General features: G+C 67.2%; 18 protein-coding genes. 8 read left to right on the plus strand and 10 right to left on the minus strand.

What is annotated here, in order from left to right:
• Nucleotides 1–2 precede the first annotated feature (2 nt).
• Nucleotides 3–1,616: a flavin-containing monooxygenase gene (locus tag ACOGI5_RS12440; protein ID WP_419864726.1), complete on the plus strand. Its 1,614-nt coding sequence runs from the start codon at nt 3–5 to the stop codon at nt 1,614–1,616.
• A gap of 54 nt (nt 1,617–1,670) precedes the next feature.
• Here the strand turns inward: ACOGI5_RS12440 and ACOGI5_RS12445 are convergent, their stop codons facing one another.
• Both ACOGI5_RS12445 and ACOGI5_RS12450 read right to left on the minus strand, forming a co-directional pair.
• Nucleotides 1,671–2,081, minus strand: coding sequence for a hypothetical protein (locus ACOGI5_RS12445; protein ID WP_419864727.1), 411 nt, complete (start codon nt 2,079–2,081; stop codon nt 1,671–1,673).
• Nucleotides 2,078–5,656, minus strand: a complete 3,579-nt coding sequence (locus ACOGI5_RS12450) for a DEAD/DEAH box helicase (RefSeq protein WP_419864728.1) — start codon at nt 5,654–5,656, stop codon at nt 2,078–2,080. Before ACOGI5_RS12450 ends, ACOGI5_RS12445 begins: the two co-directional genes overlap by 4 nt.
• Before the next feature lie 294 nt (nt 5,657–5,950).
• On the opposite strand from ACOGI5_RS12450, the gene ACOGI5_RS12455 reads away from it, so the two are divergent.
• The 6 genes from ACOGI5_RS12455 (at nt 5,951) to ACOGI5_RS12480 (ending at nt 14,080) form a co-directional block, all read left to right on the plus strand.
• On the plus strand, nt 5,951–7,663 hold the full coding sequence (locus tag ACOGI5_RS12455) for a proline--tRNA ligase (protein WP_419864729.1): 1,713 nt from the start codon (nt 5,951–5,953) through the stop codon (nt 7,661–7,663).
• A 240-nt stretch (nt 7,664–7,903) separates the two neighbouring features.
• Nucleotides 7,904–8,626, plus strand: a complete 723-nt coding sequence (locus ACOGI5_RS12460) for a corrinoid protein (RefSeq protein ID WP_419864730.1) — start codon at nt 7,904–7,906, stop codon at nt 8,624–8,626.
• Nucleotides 8,627–8,801: 175 nt separating this feature from the next.
• On the plus strand, nt 8,802–9,500 hold the full coding sequence (locus ACOGI5_RS12465) for a DUF1638 domain-containing protein (protein WP_419864731.1): 699 nt from the start codon (nt 8,802–8,804) through the stop codon (nt 9,498–9,500).
• The gene (locus ACOGI5_RS12470) at nt 9,497–10,426 is read left to right on the plus strand and encodes a dihydropteroate synthase (RefSeq protein ID WP_419864732.1); all 930 of its coding nucleotides are present in this window, start codon (nt 9,497–9,499) and stop codon (nt 10,424–10,426) included. The genes ACOGI5_RS12465 and ACOGI5_RS12470 overlap by 4 nt, the downstream gene beginning before the upstream one ends.
• Before the next feature lie 10 nt (nt 10,427–10,436).
• Entirely contained in the window at nt 10,437–12,551 is a 2,115-nt protein-coding gene (locus ACOGI5_RS12475; protein WP_419864733.1) for an ASKHA domain-containing protein, read from the plus strand.
• On the plus strand, nt 12,548–14,080 hold the full coding sequence (locus ACOGI5_RS12480; RefSeq protein ID WP_419864734.1) for a trimethylamine methyltransferase family protein: 1,533 nt from the start codon (nt 12,548–12,550) through the stop codon (nt 14,078–14,080). The genes ACOGI5_RS12475 and ACOGI5_RS12480 overlap by 4 nt, the downstream gene beginning before the upstream one ends.
• 12 nt (nt 14,081–14,092) lie before the next feature.
• On the opposite strand, the gene ACOGI5_RS12485 is transcribed toward ACOGI5_RS12480, so the two are convergent.
• The 5 genes from ACOGI5_RS12485 to ACOGI5_RS12505 are packed head-to-tail and all read right to left on the minus strand — an operon-like array spanning nt 14,093 to nt 21,161.
• Nucleotides 14,093–14,917: an EamA family transporter gene (locus ACOGI5_RS12485; protein WP_419864735.1), complete on the minus strand. Its 825-nt coding sequence runs from the start codon at nt 14,915–14,917 to the stop codon at nt 14,093–14,095.
• Nucleotides 14,918–14,939: 22 nt separating this feature from the next.
• Nucleotides 14,940–16,406: an MFS transporter gene (locus tag ACOGI5_RS12490; protein ID WP_419864736.1), complete on the minus strand. Its 1,467-nt coding sequence runs from the start codon at nt 16,404–16,406 to the stop codon at nt 14,940–14,942.
• A 6-nt stretch (nt 16,407–16,412) separates the two neighbouring features.
• A complete protein-coding gene (locus ACOGI5_RS12495) occupies nt 16,413–17,372 on the minus strand; it encodes a 2Fe-2S iron-sulfur cluster-binding protein (protein ID WP_419864737.1) in 960 nt (319 codons plus the stop codon).
• The gene (locus tag ACOGI5_RS12500) at nt 17,369–19,153 is read right to left on the minus strand and encodes an NAD(P)H-dependent oxidoreductase subunit E (RefSeq protein ID WP_419864738.1); all 1,785 of its coding nucleotides are present in this window, start codon (nt 19,151–19,153) and stop codon (nt 17,369–17,371) included. The genes ACOGI5_RS12495 and ACOGI5_RS12500 overlap by 4 nt, the downstream gene beginning before the upstream one ends.
• The gene (locus tag ACOGI5_RS12505; RefSeq protein WP_419864739.1) at nt 19,146–21,161 is read right to left on the minus strand and encodes a molybdopterin oxidoreductase family protein; all 2,016 of its coding nucleotides are present in this window, start codon (nt 21,159–21,161) and stop codon (nt 19,146–19,148) included. The genes ACOGI5_RS12500 and ACOGI5_RS12505 overlap by 8 nt, the downstream gene beginning before the upstream one ends.
• Nucleotides 21,162–21,371: 210 nt before the next feature.
• On the opposite strand from ACOGI5_RS12505, the gene ACOGI5_RS12510 reads away from it, so the two are divergent.
• On the plus strand, nt 21,372–22,127 hold the full coding sequence (locus tag ACOGI5_RS12510; protein ID WP_419864740.1) for an IclR family transcriptional regulator: 756 nt from the start codon (nt 21,372–21,374) through the stop codon (nt 22,125–22,127).
• Between the two features lie 9 nt (nt 22,128–22,136).
• Here ACOGI5_RS12510 and ACOGI5_RS12515 read toward each other — a convergent pair whose 3' ends face one another.
• Genes ACOGI5_RS12515 through ACOGI5_RS12525 form a run of 3 tightly spaced genes read right to left on the minus strand, consistent with a single transcriptional unit; the run spans nt 22,137 to nt 26,492 of the window.
• On the minus strand, nt 22,137–23,180 hold the full coding sequence (locus tag ACOGI5_RS12515) for an electron transfer flavoprotein subunit alpha/FixB family protein (protein WP_419864741.1): 1,044 nt from the start codon (nt 23,178–23,180) through the stop codon (nt 22,137–22,139).
• Nucleotides 23,177–23,941: an electron transfer flavoprotein subunit beta/FixA family protein gene (locus ACOGI5_RS12520; RefSeq protein WP_419864742.1), complete on the minus strand. Its 765-nt coding sequence runs from the start codon at nt 23,939–23,941 to the stop codon at nt 23,177–23,179. Before ACOGI5_RS12520 ends, ACOGI5_RS12515 begins: the two co-directional genes overlap by 4 nt.
• Nucleotides 23,942–23,969: 28 nt before the next feature.
• Nucleotides 23,970–26,492: an FAD-dependent oxidoreductase gene (locus tag ACOGI5_RS12525; RefSeq protein ID WP_419864743.1), complete on the minus strand. Its 2,523-nt coding sequence runs from the start codon at nt 26,490–26,492 to the stop codon at nt 23,970–23,972.
• Nucleotides 26,493–26,647 lie beyond the last annotated feature (155 nt).

Genomic DNA, 26,647 nt, shown 5'->3' on the forward strand with positions numbered 1-26,647 from the left:
CAATGACACCTGCACGGCACAGCGATGTCGTGGTGCTGGGCGCCGGGGTGTCCGGCATCTACCAGATCAAGCGGCTGGTCGATCTTGGCATCGATGCTGTCGTCCTCGAAGGCGAAGATGATCTCGGCGGGACGTGGTATCGCAATCGCTACCCGGGGTGCCGGTTCGACTCGGAGAGCTACACGTACGGGTACTCCTTCTCGAAGGAGGTGCTCGATGAGTGGCACTGGCAGGAGCGCTTCTCGTCTCAGCCGGAGAATCTTCGCTACCTGAATTTTGTGGTCGACAAGTTCGACCTCCGTCGCCATATGCGATTCGGCTCCCGGGTCGAGCGGATGGCGTGGGACGACAGTGCACGGCACTGGCACCTAGAGCTCAGCGACGGCAGTTCGCATACGGCGCGCTTCGTCATCACGAGCCTCGGTCCTCTGTCGGCACCGACGCTGCCGAGCTACGAAGGCATGGACGCCTTCGAAGGCGAGGCATTCCACACCTTCTTCTGGCCCGCTGAACCGGTTGCGCTGGCGGGGCGGCGGGTCGGCGTCATCGGCACCGGGGCGACAGGCATCCAGGTGATCGCCGAGATTGCTGACAAAGTTGCTGAGCTCAAGGTGTTCCAGCGCCGGCCCAACTGGAGCACCCCGCTCAACAACTCGGCCATCAGCGACGACGAGATGGACGAGATCCGGGGACGCTACGACGAGATCTTCGCCAACTGCGCAGCCTCGCCCGGAGGCTTCGAGCACGTGCCGCGGTGGGGGTTCTGGGAGATGACGGCCGACGAGCGTCGTGCACTCTGGGATGAGCTCTACTCGCAGTCCGGCTTCGCCATTCTGGCCGCGAACTTCGCAGAGATCTTCTTCGATGAGACTGCCAACCGGGAATTGTCCGACTACATCGCGGATCGCATTCGCGGCCGGGTCGACGATCCTGCCGTGGCGGAGAAGCTGATCCCGTCTGACCATGGCTTCGGGCTCCAGCGTCTGCCGCTCGAGACCCACTACTTCGAGGCCTACAACCTTCCCAATGTGGAGTTGGTCGATCTGCGAGAAACGCCGATCGAGCACTTCACCTCGACCGGCATTCAGACCAGCGGCGCCCACTACGACCCCGATCTCATCGTCTATGCCACCGGGTTCGACGCCATCACCGGCGCGTATGACCGCGTGGAGATTCTCGGAGTCGGCGGCACCTCGCTGGCCGAGCGCTGGCGGGACGGTCCGAGCACGTACGTCGGCGTGCTGTCGCACGGGTTTCCCAACCTGTTCATGGTGGCCGGGCCTCAGAGCGTGTCGGGATCGACGAACTTCCCCCGGGCCATCGAGACCGGAGTGGATTGGGTCACCGACTTGGTCACGCATGCGCTCGAGAACGGCTGCAGCAGGGTCGAAGCCGAGTTCGAGGCCGAGCAGGAGTGGGTGAACGAGGTGATCCGTGCCCATGAGCGGATGCTGTTCCGTCGCAGCAAGGGCTGGTTCACCGGCTACAACTCCAACGTTGCCGGCCATGAGGAGGGCAGCGTCCGCTACCAGGCCTATTTCGGCGGGGCGCCCCGCTATCGGGCCAAGGTCGACGCGATCGCCGCTGAGGGCTACCAGGGCATCCAATTCGCGTGACGCGACCGCGTCCGTGCACATCGAGGTGCAGTGGACATGCGGTGTGGACAGCGCTCAGGACGCCGTGATCTCCTCGTCGTCTGAAGCGAGCAGATCGCCCGCTGCCGCGAGGGCCCCGGCCATCGCGACGGCACGCTGGTAAACGGCTTCGAAGTAGTGCTCCGCCGCTGCCTCGCGTCCTGCCAGTGGCGGTTTTCCTAGCGAGCGCACTGTCGACGTCGGATCCGTCGTGACCGAGATGCGGCGTGTTTCAGTGAGGATGTCGAATGATTGCACCAGTCCAGCCTCGGCGTCGGACGACGCGTCCGCTGTTCCATTGGCGGCGGCATCAGGTTGGTCTGGCGGCTGCGCCGCCGCAGCTCCATGCCAGAACGCTGCGCTCGCCTCAGCGGCCTGCCGTTGCTGGACCTCAGCGCCGTCGATGCGGCGGGTACGCGACGTCTTGCGGCGACGGCGATTGCTCATGACCCACCTGCGCTTGCCTGCACCAGGTCTGGTGTCTGCGGCGCGACAGTGGCGATCCCGTTGGAATCGTCGGCGAGGAGGGCATCAGGATCGATGCCCAGGGCGTGCCGGAGTTGTTCGGCGTCGAGATCGCCGATGGAGCTCGACTTCGGCAGCACCATGTCGGCGATGCGCCGTTTGCCGGCCACGACCTCCTCCACCCGTTCATCAACTGTGCCCGGACAGACCAGGCGGTGGCAGATGACCGTGCGCGTCTGGCCGATGCGCCACGCCCGGTCGCGAGCCTGGTCCTCGACTGCGGGGTTCCACCAACGGTCGTAGAGCACCACATGGCTCGCGGCGGTCAGGTTCAAGCCCGTGCCGCCTGCCTTGAGCGACAGCACCATCGCCCCGGGCCCCTCTTCGGACTGGAAGCGCCGCACCATGCGATCGCGGGCAGAGCGACCCAGCCCGCCGTGGTAGCAGTCGATCTGCAAACCGGTCCGCCGCGTCAGATGTGTGGCCAGCCGCTCGCCCCAAGTGGCGAAGTGCGTGAACACCAGCGCCCGCTCCCCCGCTGCGAAGACCGCCTCGAGGATCTCATGCAGCCGGTCGAGCTTGCCGCTGCGTCCCTCGATCTGTAAGTCGATGTCGTCAGGGCGGTAGTTGAGCGGGTGATTGCAGATCTGCTTGAGGGCGGTGATGGCCGCGAGGACGGCTCCCTTGCGCTTCTCGCCCGCTTGCTCGCTCTCGGCCGTGTCGACGATCAGCTGGTCGAGCACTGCCTGGTACAGGCCGATCTGCTCCGGCGTCATGGCGCAATGCGCTAGCTCGTCGATGCGGTCGGGAAGCTCGGCCGCGATCTGCGGCTCTGCCTTGGTGCGACGGAACACCAGCACTCCATTGAGCGCATGCAGGGCCGACTCGGCGGCGCCGCGTGCATCACCGGGACGCTGCAGCTGTGCGATGAACGGCGTCCTGGAGCCGACCAGGTCTGGATTGCAGAAATCCATGATCGCCCAGAGGTCGCCGAGGCCATTCTCGATCGGGGTACCGGTCAATGCGAGGCGGATCCGGGCCGACAGTCGGCGCAGTTGCTTGGCGGTCTCGCTGGTGTGGTTCTTGATGACTTGCGCCTCATCAACCACGATCCGGTCCCAGGCCACCTCTTCGAGGGCGTCGATGTCGCGCACGGCAGTGCCGTAGGTCGTGATCACCACATCGATCTGCCCGTTCCCGGCCGCATCAAGATCATCAGTGGCGACGCCGTCACGCAGGGCCGTGACCAGTTCTGCGGGCTCACGTCGAGCAGGGCCGTGATGAATGATCGTCGACAGTCCCGGCGTGAAGCGCGCTGCCTCGGCTGCCCAGTTGCTGACCACGGCTGGCGGTGCGATGACCAAGGCGGGGCCTTGGCGCTGGTCCGCAGCGATACGGGCAAGCACGGTGGGGGTTTTGCCCAAACCCATGTCCAGGGCGAGGCAGCCGCCGAGGCCCGCCCCGTCGAGGAATTCCAGCCAGGCCACGGCTTCAGCCTGGTAGTTGCGCAGCTCGCCCACGAAACCCTCAGGTCTGGGCCGTGGCGCGGATGAGATCTCCGACGCAGAGCGCAGCAGGTCGGCCGCCCAGCCGCTGCCCGAGATGGTGATGCCGCCGCGTACCGACGGGCCTTCGAGGCCCAGTACCTGGCGCAGCATCTGCGAACCGGTGAGCGCTGTGACATCTGCACGCTCGGCAAGCGCAGCAGCCGCCTCGGCAAGATCGGCGTGATCGAGCGCAATCCACTGGCCCCGGTCGCGTACCAGTGGCCGTGCTTGGGAGGCCAACTCGTGAATCTGATCTGCTGTCAGCTCCACGTCTCCGAAGACCGCTGTCCAGCTCACTGCGGTGAGCTGTTGCGCTCCCAGGGCGCTGTCGGCATCGGTAGCAGCGGTGAGCCGAAGCGAGGGCGCCGGGCGCTCCCGGGAGAGGTTCGGGACCTCGACCTTGAAGCCAGCGGACTGCAGTGCTGGCCCTGTTACCGACATGAGTTCCCATGCCTCGTCCTGGCTGAGGATCACCTCGCCACGCCGTTTGCCCCCGGGTCGCATGAGCACCGGCAGCAGCCGTTCGAGGCGGGTGAGCTGATCGCGCACTTCGGTGCGATGCGAGCTGACGCCACTCACCATCGCGACCTCGACGGGCTCGGTCGCTCCCTCGGGGCTGGTGGCGAGCACCTCCATGTGCCAGGCACCGGCGTCGTCGGGCTCGTCCAGCCGAACGACCAACGACTGCCGAGCGGCGGCAGTCACTGGCCTGGCCCACAGCTCGATGCGCCGGGCCAGATCCGAGCCCTGAGTTGCCGAGCCGACAAAGCGGGTGCCGTCGAGGTACGCCAGGAAGGCCTCGGCCATTTCCGCTCGGCTCCGTGGCTCGGGCGATGCGGCTGGGACATCGAGCCGCTTTGCGGCACTCGTCACGATGGCATCGACCATGCCGGACAGAGCCGAGTGCACCGTGGTTCGCGCCTCTGCCTTGGGCTCAGGCGCAGCCACAGCGCCTGGCAGGCAGTCGATGAGCGCCGCCAGTCGATCCGCAAGCGGCGAGGCCGGCTGCCACTGCACCGAGAACTCCGCCGTGTCGGGCCGTTTGCGGTTACGGCGCTTGCGGACACGGTGAAGCCGCGGCACCGTTCGGCCTCCTGCCACCAGTTCCACGGCCGTTCTGGCTGCGGTTCGCAGCCACAGGGCGCTGGCACCGAGCAGGAGGTCGTCGTTCGTGCCTCTCTCGGCAGTGTCGAGCTGCTCGTTGCCGTGCAGCGACTCGTCATCGTTAGGTGGGTCACCATCAGCCACGACACCGGGAGAGGTCAGGGCCACCGACGATGAGCCGGACGGGCTGCCGGCGGCCGGACCGTCGAGACCGACCAACCATCCCAGCACGTCGCCGACGTCAGCCACCAGTGCCTCGGCGCTCATGCCACCCGGCAGCTTGATATTCGGATGGGGACGCCAGACGCTGTCTGGAGCCCCGGTAGCCGCCAAGCGGTCCATGATCCGATCTGTGGGGTCGGGCTCGGTGCCGGCGCCTGCAGCCCAGGCAACGATCCGGCCGGGCTGCCAGGACAGCTGCAGTGCAGCCGGTTCTGGCAGCGGACCTGCCACGACATCGCCGGCGCCTGGCTCCGCTGCTGAGTCGTCGGGCGACTCGGTGGCGTCGAGGCCAGTCAGGCGCTCGTAGGCGGCGGCAAGCTCGGAGAAATCGGTCTCGAAATCTCGCACGACCTGCCGGCGGACGGGCCGGGGCAGCCGTCGGGCCCCTGACAGCGAGGCTTCCGTCTGGTCGAGCAGGTCCAGAAGTACTCGCTCCCAGCGCAGCCGATCGGTTTCAAGCGTGGCGATGTCGTCCTTCCTGGCGGTGCCCTGCGCCTCGGCCCAGACAAGGCGTGCAATCTGCGACCAGCGCATCGCCGCGAGGGCAGAGGGCCCTGTGCCGTTGGGCCCTGTCGCGGAACCCGAGATGTCGCCGTTGCGAGCGATGCCATCGGCAGGCGCGAGCTGCTGCAGCGCCGGCGCGCCCCGGTTCGGAGTATGGGTCGGTGAGTCTTCGTCGCTCATCGCGTCATGCAGGGGCACGGGCAAGTGCGCTGCAACGTCTGTCCGGACTGCGCTGGGGGCATTGCCCGAACCGTCGACGCAGGACCTGCTGCGGACACAGTCACCGTGGTCGGCACTGTGGCCCTGGTCCGCTGCCGGAACCGCACGACCGATGCACGGTCGCCGGTGTGCAGTCGCCGGCTACGGGGATTGAGGGTACCGGACACGCGTTGCATCGCAACACTCCCATCCAAATGGCCGGATCTGGGCACACGACTGAGTCATGTCGCGGGTTGCCCGCTTACCCTGCGTCGGATGCGATGGTCTGATTCGTTCATCCCGACGCTGCGCGATGCGCCCGGCGACGCCACCGCCGCGAGTCATCAGCTGCTCGTGCGGGCTGGCTTCATCCGGCAGTTGCACTCGGGGCACTACAGCCTGCTGCCGCTCGGGCTGCGCGTGCACAACAAGGTCGCCGATGTGGTTCGAGCAGAAATGGACGCCATGGGCGCGCAGGAGTTCCTGCTGCCGGCGATGCATCCGGGCGATCTGTGGCGGCGCAGCGGCCGGTGGAGCCTCATGGGCTCGGAGATGTTCCGCCTGCGCGACCGCAACGATGCAGACGTCGTGCTGGGCATGACGCACGAAGAGGTCTTCGCGGTGCTCGCAGCGGAGATGAGCTCGTACCGGGAATTGCCCCAGACTTGGTACCAGATCCAGACCAAGTTCCGTGACGAACCGCGCCCGCGCGGCGGCCTGCTGCGGGTGCGCGAGTTCATGATGAAGGACTCGTACAGCTTCGACATGGACGAAGCAGGCCTCGACGTGTCATTCGAGGCGCACCGCGAGGCATACCTGCGGATCTTCGAGCGACTCGACCTCGACGTCATGGCCGTGCAGGCTTCCTCGGGCGCCATGGGCGGCGACGCCAGCGTCGAGTTCATGGTGGAGTCGCCTGCAGGCGAGGACGATGTGGCGCGCTGCGCGGGCTGCGGGTACCGCGCCAATATCGAGCGGGCCCGTGCGGCAGTGCCGCTGATCGCTGATCCGCCCTCCAGTGATGCACCTGAGCGATTCGCGACACCGGGCATCCGCACCATCGACGCGCTCGCGTCCTTCGAGGGCGGCGCGCCTGCCGACCGGCAGCTCAAGACGATGGTCATGGTCCTGGACGATCAGCTCACGCTGGTGGTCCTGCGAGGCGATCATCAGCTCAACCTGCAGAAGCTGGCCGATTGCAGCGGCGCGACCGATGTGCGTCCTGCCGCCGAATCCGAGACGGTGGCGCAGCTCGGCGCCAGTCCCGGAAGCCTGGGGGCGGTGGGCGTCGACGACCTGCCGATCTACGCCGATGAGGCCTTGCGGGGCCGCAGGTCAATGACCACCGGCGCCAATGAGGATGATTGGCACCTGCGACACGTCGACGTAGGGCGTGACATCATCGATCCTCGCTGGGCTGATCTGCGCGAGGTCGCGGCAGGCGAGGCGTGCGTCGAGTGCGGCAAACCGCTGGAGATCGTGCGCTGCATCGAGGCGGGCCACATCTTCAAGCTGGGGCGCAAGTATTGCGAGGCGATGGGTGTGTCGGTGCTGGATGCGCACGGCGTTGCGGTGACCCCGATCATGGGCAGCTACGGCATCGGCATCGGACGGGCGATGGCTGCAGTGGCCGAGACCCATCACGACGAGCGAGGCCTGTGCTGGCCCGTCGCTGCAGCGCCGTTCGAAGCAGTCATCACCGTGCTCGATCCTGCCGATGATGCTCAGTCGGCGGCTGGCGAGAGGCTCGAGCGGGAACTGGCAGCACACGGCATCGACTGTCTCTATGACGATCGTCCGTTGCGGCCGGGTGTGAAGCTCGCGGATGCGGAGCTCGTGGGCGTGCCTTACCGGCTCACGGTCGGTGCGCGCAGCCTGGCAGACGGCAACGTGGAGCTGACCGAACGCTCAACCCGCGAGACACGCCTGCTCACGCTGGCCGAGGCAGCGGCCCTGACAGCTAGAGAGATCGACGCGCATCGGCGCTGAAGCCCCTCAGCGGGCACCTCGAATCTGCCCCGAATTCGTGCCCCGGAATGTCGATGTCGCTACAGGGTTCGTGGTACCGTACTGCTGTACCGTTCTGCGGCACAGTTCCACTATGCGGAACAGCGAGATGCTGAACAGCACGGCGGAACGATCCGGCCGCAGGACCCATGCTGAATCTTGGACAGTTGACCGGGCCGGGGGTGCCCGGCACACGTCATGACCATGGCGAGGGGGCAAGGCATGGCCGATGCGGCAACCGTCGACAGCGCCGATGCTGATGAGGACATCGACCTCTCAGCCCTCGACGATGACGATCTCATCGCACAGATGCATGACGATCTCTACGACGGGCTCGGCCCCGAGATCGTCGAAGGCACCGAGCTGTTGCTCGGGCGCGGCTGGGCGGCCGACAAAGTCCTCAATGAGGCGCTGGTCGAGGCCATGCGCATAGTCGGCATCGACTTTCGCGACGGGATCCTGTTCGTTCCCGAAGTTCTGCTCGCTGCCAATGCCATGAAGGCCGGCATGGAGATACTCCGGCCCCTGCTCGCGGAGACCGGTGCTGAGCCGATCGGCAAGATCGTCATCGGCACCGTCAAAGGCGACATTCACGACATCGGCAAGAACCTGGTGGGCATGATGCTCGAGGGCGCGGGCTTCGAGGTGGTGGACTTGGGGATCAACACCGACGTCGACGAGTTCCTCGGCGCCCTCGACGAGCATCGGCCCGACATCTTGGGCATGTCAGCGCTGCTGACCACGACCATGCCGTACATGAAGGTGGTGGTCGACACGCTGATCGAGCAGGGCCTGCGCGACGACTATCTCGTCATCGTCGGCGGTGCGCCATTGAACCAGGAGTTCGGCGAAGCCGTCGGCGCCGATGCGTACTGCCGCGATGCGGCCGTCGCTGCAGAAACTGCCACTGACCTCATCAAAGCCCGGCGTGCCGCCGCAGCATGAGATGAATTCGGCGAGTGCACCACCGGCAGCCGCGGCGTCGAGCACTGCCCGCAGCGCCCAACGGCGCCGGCGCTCGCGCGCCCGTCGGGAAGCGGGCGCGGCCGGTGAGCGAGCGTCAGCACGGCCTGCGGGCCGCCCTGGCGCCAACCTTGGCACCGCCGATCCGTCGCGCCGCGTGCTTGTGCTGGGATGCGGCGCCCTGGCCAATGAGCTGAAAGCGCTGACGCGGCACGCCGGCAGCGATGAGAACCGCGACATCGACGTCGAATGTCTGCCGGCCAAGCTGCACAATCGACCGGCGCTCATCGCGGGCGAGGTCCGCGCCCGGCTGGCCCGGCTGTCGCAGGAAGGCCGGACCTACGAGCGGATACTGCTGGGATACGGCGATTGCGGCAGCGCTGGTGCCATTGACGATCTGTGCGAGGAGTTCGAGCGAGCTCACGCCGCAGGCAATGGTCCGGCCATGACCCGAGTGCCCGGCGCGCACTGCTATGAGTTCTTCGCGGGAGCGGCCGGCTTCTCCCAGCTCAGCGACGACGAACCGGCCACGTTCTACCTGACCGACTACCTGGCCCGGCACTTCGACCTGCTGGTGTGGAAGGGCCTCGGCATCGCCGACCATCCCGAACTGGCCGAGATGTACTTCGGCAACTACCGGCGCGTCGTGTTGTTGACTCAGACCCCCGACGCTGCCGAGCGCGCTCGAGTGGAAGCCTGCGCACGAGCTGGCGCCGAGCGTCTGGGCCTGCGGTTGGAAGTCGTCCGCACCGGCTATGGCGACCTGGCCGACGCGGTCACCTCGGTGAGCGTCGCTTCGAGCTCCGGAGTCAGGCAGAACCCAGCCAGCCCTGCGACGCAACGGAAGGTCCCGTGACCGACACCGTCATCAGCTCCGCTACCCGGGAAGTCGTGATCGGCTTCGATCGGCCGTTTGTGATGATCGGCGAGCGCATCAACCCCACGGGCCGCAAGCTGCTCGCCGCGGAGATGAAGGAGGGCGACTTCAGCCGGGTGGAGGCCGATGCGCTGGCGCAGGTGGCCGCGGGCGCCCACATGCTGGACGTCAACGCCGGGGTGCCGCTGGCCGACGAGCCTGCGCTGTTGGCCTCGGCTGTCAAGCTCGTGCAGTCGGTCACCGACGTGCCGCTCAGCATCGACTCCTCGATCATTGAAGCACTCGAGGCCGGCATCGATGCCTATGTCGGCAAGCCGCTCATCAACTCGGTCACCGGCGAGGCAGAGGTCATGGAGCGAGTGCTGCCGCTAGTCGCACGCGCCGGCGCCGCTGTCGTGGCCATATCCAACGACGAGACCGGCATCAGCGAAGACCCCGATGTCCGTTTCGAGGTGGCCAAGCGCATCGTGAGCGCTGCCGCCGACTACGGCATCCCGTCTCACGACGTTGTGGTGGATCCGCTGGTGATGCCCATTGGTGCCATGGCCACTGCGGGCCGGCAGGTCTTCCAGCTCGTGCGGCGACTGCGCAGCGAACTCGGCGTCAACACCACCTGCGGTGCGTCGAATGTCAGTTTCGGCCTGCCCAATCGACACGTGGTCACTGGCACGTTCCTGGCCATGGCCATCGGTGCCGGCATGACTTCGGCCATCATGAACCCGCTCCACGCCGACGTGAAGGCGGCGGTCATGGCGGGCGACGTGCTCGCAGGCAATGACACGAATTGCGCTGCGTGGATTGCCGAGCACCGCGACCGGAGCACCATGGGCGAGGACGCGCCAGCGAACGGCCGGGCCGCAGCTGGAGGCCGACGACGGGGCGGCCGCCGCGCTCGTACCGGCTGACGGAGCCCTGGTGCCGACGGCCTCGGTCAGGGTGGTGTTCACCCCCGCGGGACGCGCTGGCAGCGTGAGCGCGGGCACGACTGTGCTCGATGCCGCTCGTGAACTGGGTGTGGATCTCGACAGCGTGTGCGGCGGGCGTGGCATCTGCGGCCGCTGCCAGGTCGTGCCGTCAGTGGGTTCATTTCCCAAGTGGGCCATCACTGCTGGCTCCGAATCACTGAGCTCGCCCAGTGCTACCGAAGCCGCATACGAGGGCCGACGCCCGCTGAATGCGGGGGCGCGGCTGGGCTGCCAAGCGCGTGTGCAGGCCGATGTCGTCGTGGATGTGCCGCCGGAGAGCCAGCTGCACGGCCCGGTGGTGCGCAAGACGGTCGATGTGGGTGACATAGCGCTCGACCCGCTGGCAACGCTGCATGCCGTTACCGTGCCGCCGCCGACGCTCGACGAGCGCCGCGGGCTCGCTCAGGTCGTGATCGACTGCGTGGCCGACGAATGGGGCGTTCACCTGGCCGGCATCTTGCCGGGGGCACTTGCGGGGCTTCACGCGTCAGTCGCTGCCGGCTCGCCCGACGACGCCGGCGGCAGGCTGGTCACCGTTGCCGTTCGCTGGAGTGGACCAGAGCGCCGCGAGCGCACCGGCATGGTGACGGCGGTATGGCCTGGCGTCGCGACAGCAGCACTCGGCGTTGCGATCGACATCGGCTCCACCACCATCGCAGGCCACCTGGTTGATCTTCACAGCGGGGACGTGCTGGCTTCCGCAGGCCGCATGAACCCGCAGATCCGTCTCGGCGAGGACCTGATGAGCCGGGTCTCCTACGTGATGATGAACCCAGGCGGCGCCCGGGAACTCACTGCGCTCGTCCGCGACTCGCTCGCAGGGCTGATCACCGAGCTGTGTTCCGATGCCGGTGCTGAGCCAGACGCCGTGCTCGAGGTGGTGCTGGTCGGGAATCCGATCATGTTGCACATTGCCCTCGACATCGACCCGACCCCGCTCGGGCAGGCGCCGTTCACCTTGGCGACCGATGCCAGTGTCGAGGTCGACGGGCCGGAGTTGGAACTTCCGTGCCCATCAGCTCGCGTCTACGTCGCGCCCGCGATTGCCGGTCATGTAGGCGCCGACACTGCGGCAGCAGTGCTTGCTGGAGGGCCGCATCGCGACGAAGCAGTCACCCTCCTGGTGGACGTGGGCACCAATGCCGAGATCGTGCTGGGAAACTCGGTCGGCCTGTGGGCAGCGTCGAGCCCGACCGGGCCCGCATTCGAGGGCGCGCAGATCAGCTGCGGTCAGCGAGCGACGCCGGGAGCGATCGAGCGCGTGCGCATCGATCCGGCGACCTGGACTCCTCGGGTGCGTGTCATCGGCTGCGACCTGTGGTCTGACGAACCCGGCTTCGCGGAGGCGGTCGAACGGCGGGTCGCGGCCGGCACTCGCAGTGCGGCCGCAGGTGTCACGGGAATCTGCGGCTCCGGCATCATCGAGGTCATCGCCGAGATGTATCTCGCCGGCGTGCTGTCGCCCGATGGGGTCATCGCAGCACCGCCGGGCGAGGGCGAGCGAGCGTCTCGTGTGATCTCCGATGGCCGGACGTCGTCTTTCCTGCTCTACCAGCCGCCCGAAGGAACCGTCGGACCCGCCATCACCATCACCCAGAACGATGTGCGAGCCGTCCAGCTGGCAAAAGCGGCGCTGCGCGCCGGCATCGACCTCCTGCGCGAGCACGCTGGCATCGAGGCCCCCGATCGTGTGCAGCTCGCTGGAGCGTTCGGGGCGCACATTGATCCGGTACGGGCGATGGTGCTCGGACTCATCGGCGACTGCGACCCGGACGTGGTGCGGTCGGTGGGCAACGCCGCAGGCACCGGAGCTGTGCGCGCGCTGCTGTCGGGGAGTCAGCGGGCCGAGATGGAGCGAGTGGTCCGCAGCATCCGCAAGATCGAGACTGCCACCGAGCCCCGATTCCAGGAGCTGTTCGTGGCCGCCATGGCACTCCCCCATGCCACGGCACCCAGCCCGCTGCTCGCCGCGGCGGTGGACCTGCCCCGCCCATCCCGTAGAACTTCGAGTCCCCACCACCGCACCCGACGACGGCGAGCGGTCCCGATGAGCGAGGAATCATGAGCGAGCGACGACGGCGAGGAGGCGGCCGCGCGGCTCGTCAAGCGCAGCGGGCAACAGCAGACATGGCGTTCAACACCCACGTGCAGCGGACACTGCCGCCGGTGAACGTGCTCGACGCCGATGGCCTGATCCAGATCGAGGAGAACGCCGAGACGATCCTGTCCGAGGTGGGGGTCGCCTTCCAGGACTTCCCCCGCGCGCTCGAGCTGTGGCGCGACGCCGGCGCAGAGGTCGACGGCGAGATGGTTCGCTTCCCGCGCGGCATGTGCCGCGAGATCGTCCAGGCCACGGCGCCGTCCACCTACCTCCAGCACGCGCGCAACCCGGCGAGGTCAGTGCCGATCGGAGGTGACGCCACCGTATTCGCCCCCAACTACGGCTCGCCGTTCGTCACTGACCTCGATGCCGGGCGCCGGTACGCCACTCTCGGCGACTTCGAGCGGGTGGTGAAGCTGACCTGGATGCTTCCCCACCTTCACCACAGCGGCGGCACAGTCTGTGAGCCGGTGGACGTGCCGGTCAACAAACGCCACCTCGACATGGTGTACGCGCATCTGCGCTACAGCGACAAGCCGCTGATGGGCTCGGTGACGGCCGCCCAGCGAGCGGCCGACTCGGTGGAACTCTGCCGCATCGCCTTCGGCGGCGATCTGGGCGACCGCACCGTGCTGACCAGCCTCATCAACGCATCGTCGCCGCTGCGCTGGGACGCCACCATGCTTGGCGCCGCCGAGGTGTATGCACAGCACAATCAGGCTTGCGTGATCTCGCCGTTCATATTGGCCGGAGCCATGTCGCCGGTCACGGTGGCGGCGCTGGCCGCTCAGGCGCTGGCTGAAGCGCTGTCCGGTATGGCGTTCTGCCAGCTGGTGCGTCCGGGGGCGCCGGTGATCTTCGGCACTTTCGCGTCGTCAATGTCGATGGCCACCGGCGCGCCTACGTTCGGCACGCCCGAGGCAGGCTTGGCGATCTACGTCATGGCCGCGCTGGCACGACGGGTCGGCGTGCCATTTCGTTCGGGCGGGCAGTTCACGTCTTCCAAGGCACCTGATGCACAAGCGGCCTACGAATCGGCCTCGACGCTGCTGCCGACGATGGCCGCAGGGGTGAACTTCGTATTGCATGCAGCGGGCTGGCTCGAAGGCGGGCTGACATTGAGCTACGAGAAGCTGCTGATGGACGCCGACCAACTCGGCATGATGGAGGTGCACGCCAGGGGCGTGGACATGTCCGACAATGGCCAGGCGGTCGAGGCGTTCATGACGAACCCCCACGGCGACCACTTTTTGGGCCATCCCCACACGCTGGCCAATTTCGAGACCGCCTTCTACCAATCGTCGATTGCCGACAACAACAGCTTCGAGCAGTGGTCCGACGAGGGCTCGCTCGATGCGGCCCAGCGAGCTAACCGCTTGATGAAGCAGATGCTCGCCGACTACGAGCCGCCGCCCATCGACGACGCAATAGACGCCGAGCTGTGCGACTACATCGCTCGGCGCAAAGCTGAAGAGCCCGACGCCATCGTGTAGCGCATCGGCGTCTCAGGTCGCGACGACGGCGGTGACGCCGGCCACGGCCGCGACGATGCCGACGCCTTGGCGTGCGTTGAGGGAGTCCTGGTAGGCGACCCTGCCGACGATGACGCTCATCACCGGGAACATCGACGCTCCCACCACGGTCGCGGGCGGGTCGAACCAGATGCCGATGATGTAGAAGATCGTGGCGCCCGCGCTGGCGACGCCGGTCAGCAGTGCGAAGCCCATCACTTCTGGCGGAGGCAGCGCAGGAAGGCCCCGGATTGCGACCACGGCGGCCATGAGCGCCACTGACGTCAGTCGCTGGCCGAATCCCGGCCACGCTCCCGAGCTCTCGGACAGATCCACCAGGACGCTGAGGCCGATGCCGTAGCTCAGGCCCGACAGAGTTGCCCAGATGGTTCCCGCGGCTACGTGTCTGCCGCGGGTTCCCCCGGCCGTCACCAATCCGAGTCCGCCGAAAGCCACAGCGGCCCCGATGATGCCGATGAGCGGCGGGTCATGACCTCGCAGGGCGGTGTACGCGAACGGGATGACCGCCGACAGCGTCGCCACGATCGGTGCGGCGACAGCTGAGCCGGCCCGGTCAAGCGAGGTGTAGTAGAGCGCCAAGCCTGCGCCGAGCCCCAATCCCGATGCCAGTCCCCGCGCGAAGTCGCCGCTCGCGAATGAGCCCGGAATCAGGGGCAGCATCGCGAGCGACACCAACGCCGCAGCGCCCTGAAACACGATCATCGCCGACAGCACGTGACAGCGAGTCACTACCCGACGGCCGAACAGATCGCTGGTGCCGATGCTCACCGACGTCAGCAAGCCGAACAGGGCTCCCATGCCGCTGCCTCTCGCAGACGTCCTACCGCCGCCGTCGCAACAGCGTTGCCACTGCTGCTGAGGCTCGGGCAGGAATCGGCAGGAACGTCCCCTGCTGCGCCACCGTCGGACCGGCGACCAGCAGCATGCGGCCGGCAACGAAAACGGCGATGGAGATGTGCGCTGCCGTCATGACCACGTAGAAGGCATTGAGGGTCACCGACATGCCGATCGCCGCACAGATCGGCCCGATCGTGGCGCCGACACCATTCATGCGCACCATCACGGCACTCGCACCGGCTCGCTGGGAATCCCGCAGCCAGTCATTCGCCTGTGCAACCGCCATGGAGTAAATCGGGTAAGCGAACGCCCCCATGAGACCCATGACAGCGATGCCGAGGGCTGTCGCCTCGTCGAGCAGCATCATCGATGCACACGCGCTGCCCGCAATCACGGCGGCGACAACGATGACGATGCGCCGGGGAACGCGATCGGAGAGACGACCCAGCGGCACTTGCCCGAAGAGGCTGCCGACCATCGGCGCTGCGACGAAGAGCGCCACCTGGATCGGGGTCAGCCCTCGCGACGCTGCGTAGACCGGCCCGATCGCCGAGATGGAGCCCAGCGCGGACCCGACCAGGAATGCCACGACTACCCCGGTGGGCGCCGTCTGCATCAGCGTGCGGAGCCCGACCCGCTCAGGCACCACTACCGGTGGGCTTGCAGACGCCGACAGCGACATCGGCACCAACGCCAGCGAGACCATCACTGACACCACGGCGAACAGCGCGAAGCCGTCGGTGTCCGCGGTGGCCACCAGCAGCTGGCCGGTCGCTATGGCGCCCATGGTGATGACCATGTAGCGAGCCAGCATCCGGCCCCGGTTCTCGTTGGTCGCCAATTCGTTCAGCCAGGTCTCCGCCACCACGATCAAGGCCGCAAAGCAGACACCCCATCCGAAGCGACCGACACCCCATACCACCGGGTTGACGAACACCGCCTGCACCAGCACGACACTGCTGCCGGCGGAAGCCAGGGCCGCGAAGACCCGCACGTGGCCGACCTGGCGCAGGAAATGCGGGGCGACGGCAGCACCCACGAGGAAGCCCACGAAGTTCATCGCCATGACCAGGCCTGCGACTGTGGATCCGAACCCCTCTGATTCGGCCCGGACTCCCAGCAGCGTGTTCTGCAGGCCGTTGCCGGCCATCAGCAGCGCTATGCCCACGAACAGTGCTGTGCTGCGAGCTGCCGTCGAAGCGAGCGCGGGACCACCGACGAGCGGTTCGGGGGCCTCCGGACGCGCGATGCGCGGCAGGTGTTCGGTCGCCATGTCCCGAGCACGCCGGAGGGCGCGGTTGCGGCGGGAAATGCGCGCTGTGTCTGGGCCGCCGCCTCCGGCGCCAGTGCCCGACGCGCCGCCTCCGGCGCCAGTGCCCGACGCGCCGCCTCCGGCGCCAGTGCCCGACGCGCCGCCTCCGGCGGCCGGGGCCGGCTCGTCCGCCGACACGGGCGTCTAGGACCCTGTGTTGTCGGGAGCAGGGCCTTCTGAGGTGGATGTATCAGCTGCGGGCGGTTCGAAGGCCGGCGCGTGGACGTACTGCCAGCCGAAACGGCCTTTGATGCACAGGTGGCCGCTCGTCACCGAATGATCCGCCGGCGAAGTCACCTTCACGATCTGATCATCCTGCGTGTGCAGCTCGAGATTGCATCCCACTCCGCAGTACGAGCAGACCGTGCGGGTGACCGTCTGGTCTTCGGGTCGCCACTCCCCCACCGCCCGCAGATCGAACTCGGTACGGAACTGCAAGGCACCGGTGGGGCACACAGCGACGCAATTGCCGCAATAGACACACGCACTCTCCGGGAGTTCGACGTCGTATTCGGTACGGATGCGTGCGTCGAAGCCCCTCCCCGCCACTGCGATGGCGAAGGTGTGCTGGGCATCGTCGCCGCACGCCTCGACGCACTTGTAGCACAGCACGCAACGGTCATAGGCACGGATATAGAGATCGTCCTGAATCCGCACGGGATCGTCCACATGGGCAGTCTCCGCGCCGGACTCGTCGCCCAACGTCGAGGCGTAGCGCCCCGCGTCGGCGCCGTAGTGCTGCGACCAGTCGTTGATCTCAGACGCCTGAGAGAGATCGTTCGCCGAACCGAGAAACTCGAGCACCATGCGCCGGCTGTGACGCACCCGTTCGGAGTCGGTGCTGATCTGCATCCCATCCTCTGCGGGTCGCGAGCAGGCGGGCACGAGCGTGCGCGAGCCTTCGAGTTCGACGACGCAGACACGGCAGACGTTGACCGGGGTGAGGTTGGGTGCCCAGCAGATGGTCGGTGTCTCGATGCCCGCGGCGGTGCAGGCGGCCAAGATCGTCTGGCCGTCGCGCACCGTCACCTCGCGCCCGTCGATGCTCAACGTCACTGGAGCCGCAGCGTCATCGGTCAGGGTGGCTTCGCTGGAAAGACTCATGACGCAGTGTCTCCTAGCAGACCCAGTTGCATGGCCGAGAGCACGGCTGAGGCCGCAGTATGTCCGAGACCGCAGATGGAGGCGTCGCCCATGGCGTCGGCGATGTCCCCGAGCAGTTCACGCTGAGGCGCCGTCGGGCCGCCAGCCCGGCGGATCTGCGTCACCAGCTCGTGCTGGCGGACCGTGCCGACCCGGCACGGAACGCACTGACCGCAGGACTCGTCGCGGAAGAACTTGGCCAGTCGCTCGATCACGGCGCTCATGTCGGCAGTGTCGTTGAAGACCATCACCGGGCCGGAGCCGAGCGTCGTGCCGGCGGCACGGGTGTCTTCCAGGGACAGCGGCAGCGCCTCGGCGTCGGGTCCCACGAAGCTGCCGGCAGCGCCGCCCAAGAGCACGGCGGCCAGCGTGCCCTGCACACCTCCGGCCAATTCCAGCAGCTCGCCCAGCGGCATGCCGAAAGGAGCCTCGTACAGCCCCGGCCGGCCAACATGACCGGACAGGCAGAACAGCTTCGTGCCCGGCGAGCCCTCGGTACCCACGCTGCGGTACGCCTCAGGACCGATGCGCAGGATCTCGTTCACGTTGAGCAGCGTCTCAGGGTTGTTCACCACCGTCGGGCGGCCGAATAAACCGTGGGTGGTAGGGAACGGCGGCTTGTTGCGAGGCTCTCCCCGGAAGCCTTCAAGCGAGTTGAACAGGGCGGTCTCCTCGCCGCAGATGTATGCGCCGGCGCCCCTGCGCAACTCGATGTCGAATGATTGCCCGGACCCTGCCGCGTCATCACCAAGCCAGCCGGCGCTGCGGGCTTGCGCGATGGCGTGCCGGAGGCGTTGGGTGGCCAGCGGGTATTCACCGCGTATGTAGATCCAGCCCTGCTCGGCCCCCACTGTCAAGCCGGCCACAGCGATGGACTCGACGATGGCCAAGGGTTCCAGCTCGCAGAGCAGCCGATCCTTGAACGTTCCGGGCTCAGATTCGTCGATGTTGGCCACGACGTGCTTGGGGCCGTCGCCGTCTGCCACCGCGCGCCACTTGATGCCGGTGGGAAAGGCAGCCCCGCCGCGCCCCGACAACCCGGCTGCGGTCACCTGGGCGATGACTTCGTCGGTTCCGAGTCGCAGCACGGCGTCGAGGGCTGCTCCCCCGCCTCGTTCCCGGTACGCCTCAAGGGACATGCTCTCGCTGTGGCCTCGATCCCGTCCGACCATGTGCCGCAGCAGGCTGGGCGCTTCGGGCGCAGATGCCGTGACGCTCACGAGCAGCGAGTCAGGGCCGCTGCCGTCTGCGGGGACGCGGTCGGGCTCGCGGCGGCCCTGGATGAAGACCGCCGGTGCCCGTTCGCACTGCCCGAGACATGGACCCTCGTGCACAGCGTGACCCTGTGAGCGCAGGTGTTCTGCCAGCGGTGCGGCGCCGGCCAGCGCACAGATGGGATCGACGCAGACATGGCGGACGCTGAGCTCGTGGGCGGGGGCCTCGGTGCGGAACATCTCGTAGAACGTGGCCACGCCATAGGCCTCTGCCGGTGGCACGCCCAGCGTCCGGCCGACGAAGTTGAGGCCGCCCGGCGAGATCCACCCGGCCTCGCGCTGGAGTGCATGCAGCGCGGGCAGCAACTGGTGCCGCATCTGCCTGCGCCGTTGCATCCCTGCGCGCACGACGCGCGGATGCTCGACCACGACGGCGCCACCGCTCTCGGAGCTGACGCTGAGCGCAGCGAGTACCGCTCGTCGCTCCGATGCGGTGGGCTCCGCATCGGAGAAGTGAAGGTCAGCCACCGGCGCCACCTGCCGCTGCGGTGCCGGATGTGCCGCCGCCGGCTGTGACAGCTGACAGGGGGTCGATGCGAACGGCCGCTGCCTTGAATTCCGCCGTGCCGCTGCGGACATCGGTGACGTCGTTCGTGAGCAGATTCGCATCCACCAGCTCCGGGAAATGGAACGTCGTGAAGACCAGGCCTGTGGGGAGGCGATCGGTGACATGCACGTGCATGTCGACCGAGCCCCGGGGTGAGCTCACACGAACGGTGTCGCCATCGACGATTCCGAGATCCGCTGCGTCGGCAGGGTTGATCTCGATGGCGTCACCGGAACGGATCGGCGAGGAGTAACCGGCGGACTGGGCACCTGTGTTGTACGAGTCGAGCACCCGGCCGGTGGTCAGGCGCAACGGGAACTGCTCGCTCAGTGCCTCCGCGGGAGGACGGTGGACGACGACCGAGAACGGTGCCGGCGCATGACCGTCGAGGTCGGGCTCCCAGAGCCAGCCGTGCAGGAACTCGGTGCCGGGATGGTCGTCATGGGGACAGGGCCACTGCAGGCCGCCGCTCGCTTCGAGGCGCTCCCAGCTCATCCCGCCGTGCAGCGGCGACAGCGATCGCATCTCGTCCCACAATTCCTGCGCGGACGCGGCCGTCCACTGGGCGCCCATGCGCGATGCCAACTCGCTGATGATGTGCACATCGTCGCGTGCGTCACCCTGGGGGGGCACCGCGGCACGCACCCGCTGGACACGCCGTTCGGAGGAGGTGACGGTGCCTTCGCTGGAGGCCCAGCCCGCAGCCGCGGGCAGCACCACATCAGCCATCCGCGCGGTGCGTGTCAGCGAGATGTCCTGAACGACCAGCAGATCCAGCCTTTCGAGCAGCTTGCGGGCGTGCGCCACATTGGCTTCGGAATCCGCCGGATTCTCCCCGATGACGTAGAGGGCCCGCAGTTCGCCAGCTTCCATGGCGTCGAACATCGCGGTGAGGTGCTTTCCCGGCACGGGATTCAGCTCACAGCCCCAGGTGCTCTCGTAGCGAGCCCGGGCCTGCGGGTCGGTGAGCGGCTGGAAGCCGGGCAGCCGATCGGGCAGGGCACCCATGTCGCCGCCTCCCTGCACATTGTTCTGGCCTCGCAAGGGCACCAGGCCCGAGCCGCGTCGACCGACATGGCCGGTCAGCAGTGCCAGGTTGCACAGCGAGAGCACGTTCTCGACGGCCGTGTGGTGCTCCGTGATGCCCAGGGTCCACAGGATCTGCGCCCGGTCGGCTGTGGCGTACGTGTGAGCCATCTCCGCGATGGCCTCCGCCGGGACCCCGGTGAGCCGCTCGCCCTCGTCGAGCGTGAACGGCTCGACCGATTCCGCGTAGGCATCGAACCCTGTGGTCGCATGATCGATGAAGGACTGGTTGTGCATTCGGCGGCTGATGATCTCGCGAGCCACCGTGTTGGACAGCGCGATGTCCGTGCCGACGTCGAGGCCGAGCCATACGTCGGCGAACTCAGCTGAGGAGGTACGGCGAGGATCCACTGCGTACATGGCTGCGCCGTTGTCGAGACCCCGCAGCAGGTGATGGAAGAAGATGGGGTGTGCCTCGCGGGCATTTGATCCCCATAACAGGATCACATCAGTCTCGGTGATTTCCTGGTAGGAGCACGTTCCGCCCCCGAGTCCGAACACTGTCGCCAGACCGACGACCGACGGAGCGTGTCAGGTGCGGTTACAGGAATCGATGTTGTTGGACTTCAGCACCGTCCGCATGAACTTCTGGGCTGCGTAGTTCATCTCGTTCGTGCTCTTGGAGCAGGAGAACATGCCGACGCCGCCGGCACCGTGCTGCTGGGTGGCCGCCTGCAGCCCCGTTGCAGCCCGGTCGAGCGCATCGTCCCAGCTCGCGGGGCGCAAGACGCCGCCGTCGCGTACGAGGGGCGTGTCGAGTCGTGCGAGAGGTGCCTGGCGCCCCCCCGATCGTGCGCTGTTTCGTCGGGCTGTGCTTCTTTGAGCACTGGTCCCCCGCGGCATCGCCCCTCCCCGGTTGCATGCGTCCCGTGGTCTCGAATTCTACGTTGCCACAGGTGCTTTTACTGTGATGAGAGTTGTTTCACCCTGACTACATCTCGCGTACGTCGCATGAACGAGTCAGCGTTCCGCATTGCAGAACAGTTCCACAATACGGCACAAAATGGCGCTCGACTGACAGTCCTGAGCTGGTCGCGGGCTACCGTGGAGCTGATGCAGTCGATCTCTCGTGCGTTCGCCGTGCTGCGGGCATTGGCCGTGGGGCCGCAGGGTGTCACCGATGTTGCCGATCACGTCGGGCTGCCCAAGAGCACCGTGGCTCGGCTGCTGACGTCGCTCGAAGCGGTCGAGGCCGTCGTCCAGGACGACGCGGGCGGCGATTACCGGCTCGGGCAGGGGCTCATCGACATCATCGGCGCCGCCGGTGCCGATCGGAGTCTGTTGGCCGCAGCGCGCCCGCACCTGCACAGTCTGGTCAACCAGGTCGGCGAGACAGCCGGCGTGAGCGTTCGTGCCGATCGTACGGTGTACTACCTCGACCAGGTCGAACCCGAGTCCGAGGTGCAAGTGCGCTCGTGGACAGGCGAGTACTGCCCGATGCACTTGGTGCCATCGGGACTCGTGTACTTGGCCTACCTCGGCCCGGAAGCACTCGACGACTACTTGAGCGCCGGTCTCGAGGCGACCACCGCGAACAGCATGGTCGATGCCGATGCGCTGAAGACCCGGCTCAGCCAGGTGGCCAGCGCCGGATACGTCTGGGTGTACGAGGAGTTCGCCATCGGGATCAACTCGGTGGCTGCGCCGGTATTGAACGAGGAGGGAGCGGTGGTGGCGGCATTGCACGTTCACGGCCCGGCCTACCGTTTTCCCGATCCGAACAGCACCCACGACATCGGCCTGGTGCTCATCGAGGCCGCGTCGAACCTGGCCGAGCACCTGGCCGGACGGGCGCCGCTGCCGGTATAGCCCGGGCGTTCAGCTGGGGCGGTCGCGCCGCCGCCGGATCTCGTCGCAGATCGCGGGCACGACCTCGTGCAGGTCAGCAATGACGGCGTAGCCCGCCTTGGCGACCATGTTGGCCTCCGGGTCGATGTTGATCGCCAGGATGTTCTTCGAGCCCATGGCGCCGACCCAATGCTGGATCGCGCCCGAGATGCCGCAGGCAATGTAGATCTCCGGGGCGATTCGGGTGCCGGTCTGTCCGACCTGGTCTGCGTGCGAGCGCCAGCCATTGTTCGTCACCGCTCGCGAGCAGCCGACGCGGCCGCCGAGCAGATCTGCAAGCTCTTCGAGCGGGGCGAACCCGTCTGCTGAGCCGACGCCTCGGCCGCCCGACACCACGACCGGCGCAGTGGACAGCGTGATGCCCTCGGTGAGCGTCACCCGATCGCGGACCAGGGTCTGCTGCACTTCAGGCCCCAAGTCGGGCTCGAAATCGGCAACGGCCGATGGAAGGGGACCGTCCTCGCGTGGCTCCGCCTCGATGGAGTGCTGCGCAATGGTGAGCAGCGGCAGGGTTGAGGTGAGGGTCACGTCCTCGAACAGCGAGCCGCCCCACTGGATGCGGGTGATATGCCATGCCTCGCCGGCTGCGAGATCAATCGACGCATCGGCCGGCGAGCCTGTGGGCGACACGTGCACGCAATTGGCCACGAGCGGGAGGTCGGCGCGGGCAGCGAGCTGGGCCATGACCTCGGCACCCCGATCGGTGCTTGCTGCAACCACGGCAAGAGGTGCCGCAGTCTCGACGAACCTTGCGAGCGCTGCACCCCAGGCGTCTGGTCCGTAGTCGGCCAGGAACGGATGGCGTCCGCAATGCACCGCAGCGGCGCCGTAGGCGGCACAGCTGGCAACGAGGTCAGCGCCATGCGCATCGAACAGGTCGTCGTCGCCCAGGATGACGGCATCGAGGTCGGCATGCAGGTCCGCGGCGAGCGCGCGGGCCACAGTCAGGGCTTCCAGGGCACCGCCTGAGGGGACACCACGGTCGTGGTCGACCAAGACAGCGATGCCGCTCACAGCACGCCCAACTCGTCCAGCAGGTCCACCACCGCGGGTGCCGCCGCGGCACTGTCGCCGAGCTGCACCGTGGTGCTGGCACGCTCGGGCGGGCGATGCAGCCGAATCCGCGACTGCCCGCCGGAGTCAGCATCGGCAGCGCAGTCGAGCACCTGGATCTGGGCCTTGCGCGAGGCGAGGCGTCCTTTCATGGTCGGGTAGCGAGGCAGGTTGATGCCTTCCTTGACACCGAGCGCGCAGGGAGCCTCGAGCTCGTACACCTCGTAGCCGGCATCGGTCTCGCGGCGCGCGACGAATCCCCGCTCATGGGGGTCAATGTCCTTGATGCCGTTCACGATCGGTCGTCCGAGCGCACGCGCGACCCGGATGCCGACCTGGAAGTTGCCCCCGTCAGCAGATTCATTGCCGAACAGGATCAGGTCGAACTGCCCTCCGGCGGCCTCAAGTTGCCGCACAGCGGAGGTGATCGCGACTGCTGTTCGCTGAGGATCCCAGTCGAGCCCGCCGTCGGCGATCACCAGTGCGAATTCGCTGCCGCCGACGCTGGCCGCATAGCGCAGCTGCTCAGTGGATGCCTCGGGACCCAGCGTGAGCACCACGACGGCATGGTTGTCGCCGTCAAGCCGCTCGACGATCTGGGCGGCCTCCTCCAACGCGCATTCTTCGTGCGGGCTGGTGGTGAAGCCCAGGTGGGCAGTATCGACCTGCTGGCCATCATCGGTGACGTTGATGCGCGAGCCGACAGCAGGCACTCGCTTCACGCAGACCAGGATGCGCACCGGCGCGCCCTCAGGCCTTCATGCGGCTGTCGTCGGGATCGAACAGCGCGAGATTCGCACCTGTCGCCGCCACCGCGACCGGGTACTGCTCATGTTGGTACATGACCGACAGCTCAGTGCCCACAGCGGCCAGCTCGGGCGGCAGGTAGGCCATGGCCAGGTAGGCGCCGAGAGATGGGGCGTTGCCCGCAGTGGTGATGCGGCTGACCCTGCCGTGCGAGTCAACGATCCGCTCCCCCGCTGGCGTCAGCACCGGCTCGTTGCCTGCCCCCATCGGGAAGCGGTCGTAGCCCTCAGCACAGCGCAGGCTCTCGAAGTGCAGCATGGCGAGCTGGGCCGCGGGTGGCGCCTCCCGGGCTGCCAGGTAGGACTCCTTGCCGATGAAATCGGCAGCCTTCACCCGTGGCCGGGCCAGGCCCGCTTCGACCGGGTTGTAGTCGCTCTCGAGCTCGGCGCCCATGAGCCGGTAGCCCTTCTCGAGTCGACCGGTCGTGCCGTACACCCCGGCACCGACCGGCCTCAGGTTGTAGTCCCGCCCGGCCTGTGTGATGGCGTCCCACAGAGCCAGCCCGGCGCTCGTGGGGCAGTAGATCTCGAAGCCTGCATCGCCCACGTAGGAGATGCGGAACATCTGCACCGGGATCCCCGAGAGCAGCCCATCGCGCACCTGGCCATAGCCGAAGGCCGCCTGGGACAGGTCGGTCTCGGTCAGCGTCTGGAGCAGCGCGACGGCGTTGGGACCCCACACGCCGTAGGTGGCAAGCGCCTCGGTGCGGTTCTCGAAGTGCACGCCGTCGGCGGGCAGGTTGTGGCGGAACCAGTACTCGTCACGACCGCCGTCGAATGCGCCGGTGGCAATGCGGAAACGGTCCTCGGACAGGCGCACGATGGTGAGGTCGGAACGGAAACCGCCGTCGGCGGTGAGCACCGGGGTGTAGATCGAGCGCCCGACGGGCAGGTCGCACTTGTTGACCACCATCTTCTCGATGTAGGGCACCACGCCTCGGCCTGACACCTCGAACACCTGGAACGGCGAGATGTCCACCAGCCCGCAGTGCTCCCGCAGGTGCAGGTGCTCGGCGTCGGTGATCGGACTCCACCAGCGGGCGTCCCATTCGTGCGTGCGGCCGGCGATGCCGTAGTGCCCGACGAGATCGGCATTCGATTCATACCAGTGCGGTCGTTCCCAGCCGCCGGCTTCGAAATAGAAGGCCCCCAGATCGTCGGTGCGGGCCTTGGCGGGTCCGCAGGTCAGGTTGCGACGCGTCGCCCACTGCTCTCGGGGATGCACGATGCCGTAGGTCTTGTTGAAATGCTCGTCGGCACGGGTCTCGATGTGGATGACGTTGCGGTCCTGGGGGTAGAAGCGCGTGACATCGGAGCCGTGAGGATCGGTGAGGCGGGGGTAGCCGTGAGTCATCCATTCGGCCATCAGCCGGCCGACGCCGGGGCCCTCTTTCACCCACACTGCCGCAACAGACCAGAGGTTCTCCACTTCGACAGCAGGGCCGAGGACCGGGGCGGCATCGGGTGTCAGCGAGAGCAGGCCGTTGATGGCGTACTTGATCTCGCCGTCGCCGAGGAACTCCATCAGCTCGATGGCTTGCTCGAGCTGTTCGTCGAAGTCATCGGGCGTGAACGGCATCTCGGTCGGGCTGAGGGCTGCCTCCTCATTCGAGGGGATGTCCTCGACCCGGTGCAGGATCGGCCGATGGGCGTAGCTGCCCACCTCCATCGATCCTGCCGATTGGCGCTCGTAACAGAAGGTGTCCATGTCCCGCACGATCGGATAGGCCAGCTCCTGGTTCGTCTCGACGAGAACGTCGAACGGGCCGACGTCGACCATCTGGTGGACGGCAGGCGTCAGCGGGATGGTGGCGCCGGCCATCTGGGCGAGCTTGGGACTCCAGACGCCGCAGGCGATCGCCACCGTGTCGCACTCGATGCGGCCCCGGTCGGTGACCACTGCGGAGATGCGGGGGCGGTTCGGTCCGGCCACGGTCTCGATGTCGAGCACTTCGGTGTTGGCGAACGTCTGCAAGTGCCCCGCATCGGTGGCCCGCCGGCGCATCTGTGTGCCCGTCTCCAGTGAGTCCACGGCCGAGACGCTCGGCGTGTAGAAGCCGCCCAAGATGACATCTGGGTCGATGAACGGCACCATCTCGACGACCTCGCCGACCGTGAGCAGCCTCGCTTCGATGCCCCAGCACGTTGCTGAAGTCATGCGGCGCCGGAATTCCTCCATGCGCTCGGGGCTGCGTGCCACTTCGATGCCGCCGCACGTGTTCTGCAAACCGAGTGCCTCGTACTGGCGCTGGCTGTCGACGGTGAGATCGACGATCTCCTTGGAGTGATCGACGGGAAAGATGAAGTTCGACGCGTGGCCGGTGGATCCGCCAGGATTGGGCAGCGGGCCCTTGTCGACGAGCACGATGTCGGTCCAGCCGAGATCGCTGAGATGGCCGACCAGGCAGTTGCCGACGATGCCTGCACCGATGACGACACAATCTGCCCGCGCCGGGAAGTCACTCATAGCTCGCATCCCCCACTGTTGCCGGTCGACAGCATGCCGCAGCAGGGCTGCCGCATATCGCTGTTATGGATCAATGCTGTTCTGTATGATGGAACAGTTCCACTCAGCGGAACAGCAATTAGGGGAACAGTAGCCGAACGACCTGGCAATTGACG

It is taken from the genome of Candidatus Poriferisodalis sp. (genome assembly GCF_965208925.1).
Classification (GTDB): domain Bacteria; phylum Actinomycetota; class Acidimicrobiia; order Acidimicrobiales; family Poriferisodalaceae; genus Poriferisodalis.

Bases quoted from the DNA above. Each gene is read 5' to 3' on its own strand.
- ACOGI5_RS12440 (WP_419864726.1), top strand. From the start codon at position 3: ATGACACCTGCACGGCACAGCGATGTCGTGGTGCTGGGCGCCGGGGTG.
- ACOGI5_RS12445 (WP_419864727.1), bottom strand. From the start codon at position 2,081: ATGAGCAATCGCCGTCGCCGCAAGACGTCGCGTACCCGCCGCATCGAC.
- ACOGI5_RS12450 (WP_419864728.1), bottom strand. From the start codon at position 5,656: ATGAGCGACGAAGACTCACCGACCCATACTCCGAACCGGGGCGCGCCG.
- ACOGI5_RS12455 (WP_419864729.1), top strand. From the start codon at position 5,951: ATGCGATGGTCTGATTCGTTCATCCCGACGCTGCGCGATGCGCCCGGC.
- ACOGI5_RS12460 (WP_419864730.1), top strand. From the start codon at position 7,904: ATGGCCGATGCGGCAACCGTCGACAGCGCCGATGCTGATGAGGACATC.
- ACOGI5_RS12480 (WP_419864734.1), top strand. From the start codon at position 12,548: ATGAGCGAGCGACGACGGCGAGGAGGCGGCCGCGCGGCTCGTCAAGCG.
- ACOGI5_RS12485 (WP_419864735.1), bottom strand. From the start codon at position 14,917: ATGGGAGCCCTGTTCGGCTTGCTGACGTCGGTGAGCATCGGCACCAGC.
- ACOGI5_RS12495 (WP_419864737.1), bottom strand. From the start codon at position 17,372: ATGAGTCTTTCCAGCGAAGCCACCCTGACCGATGACGCTGCGGCTCCA.
- ACOGI5_RS12510 (WP_419864740.1), top strand. From the start codon at position 21,372: ATGCAGTCGATCTCTCGTGCGTTCGCCGTGCTGCGGGCATTGGCCGTG.
- ACOGI5_RS12525 (WP_419864743.1), bottom strand. From the start codon at position 26,492: ATGAGTGACTTCCCGGCGCGGGCAGATTGTGTCGTCATCGGTGCAGGC.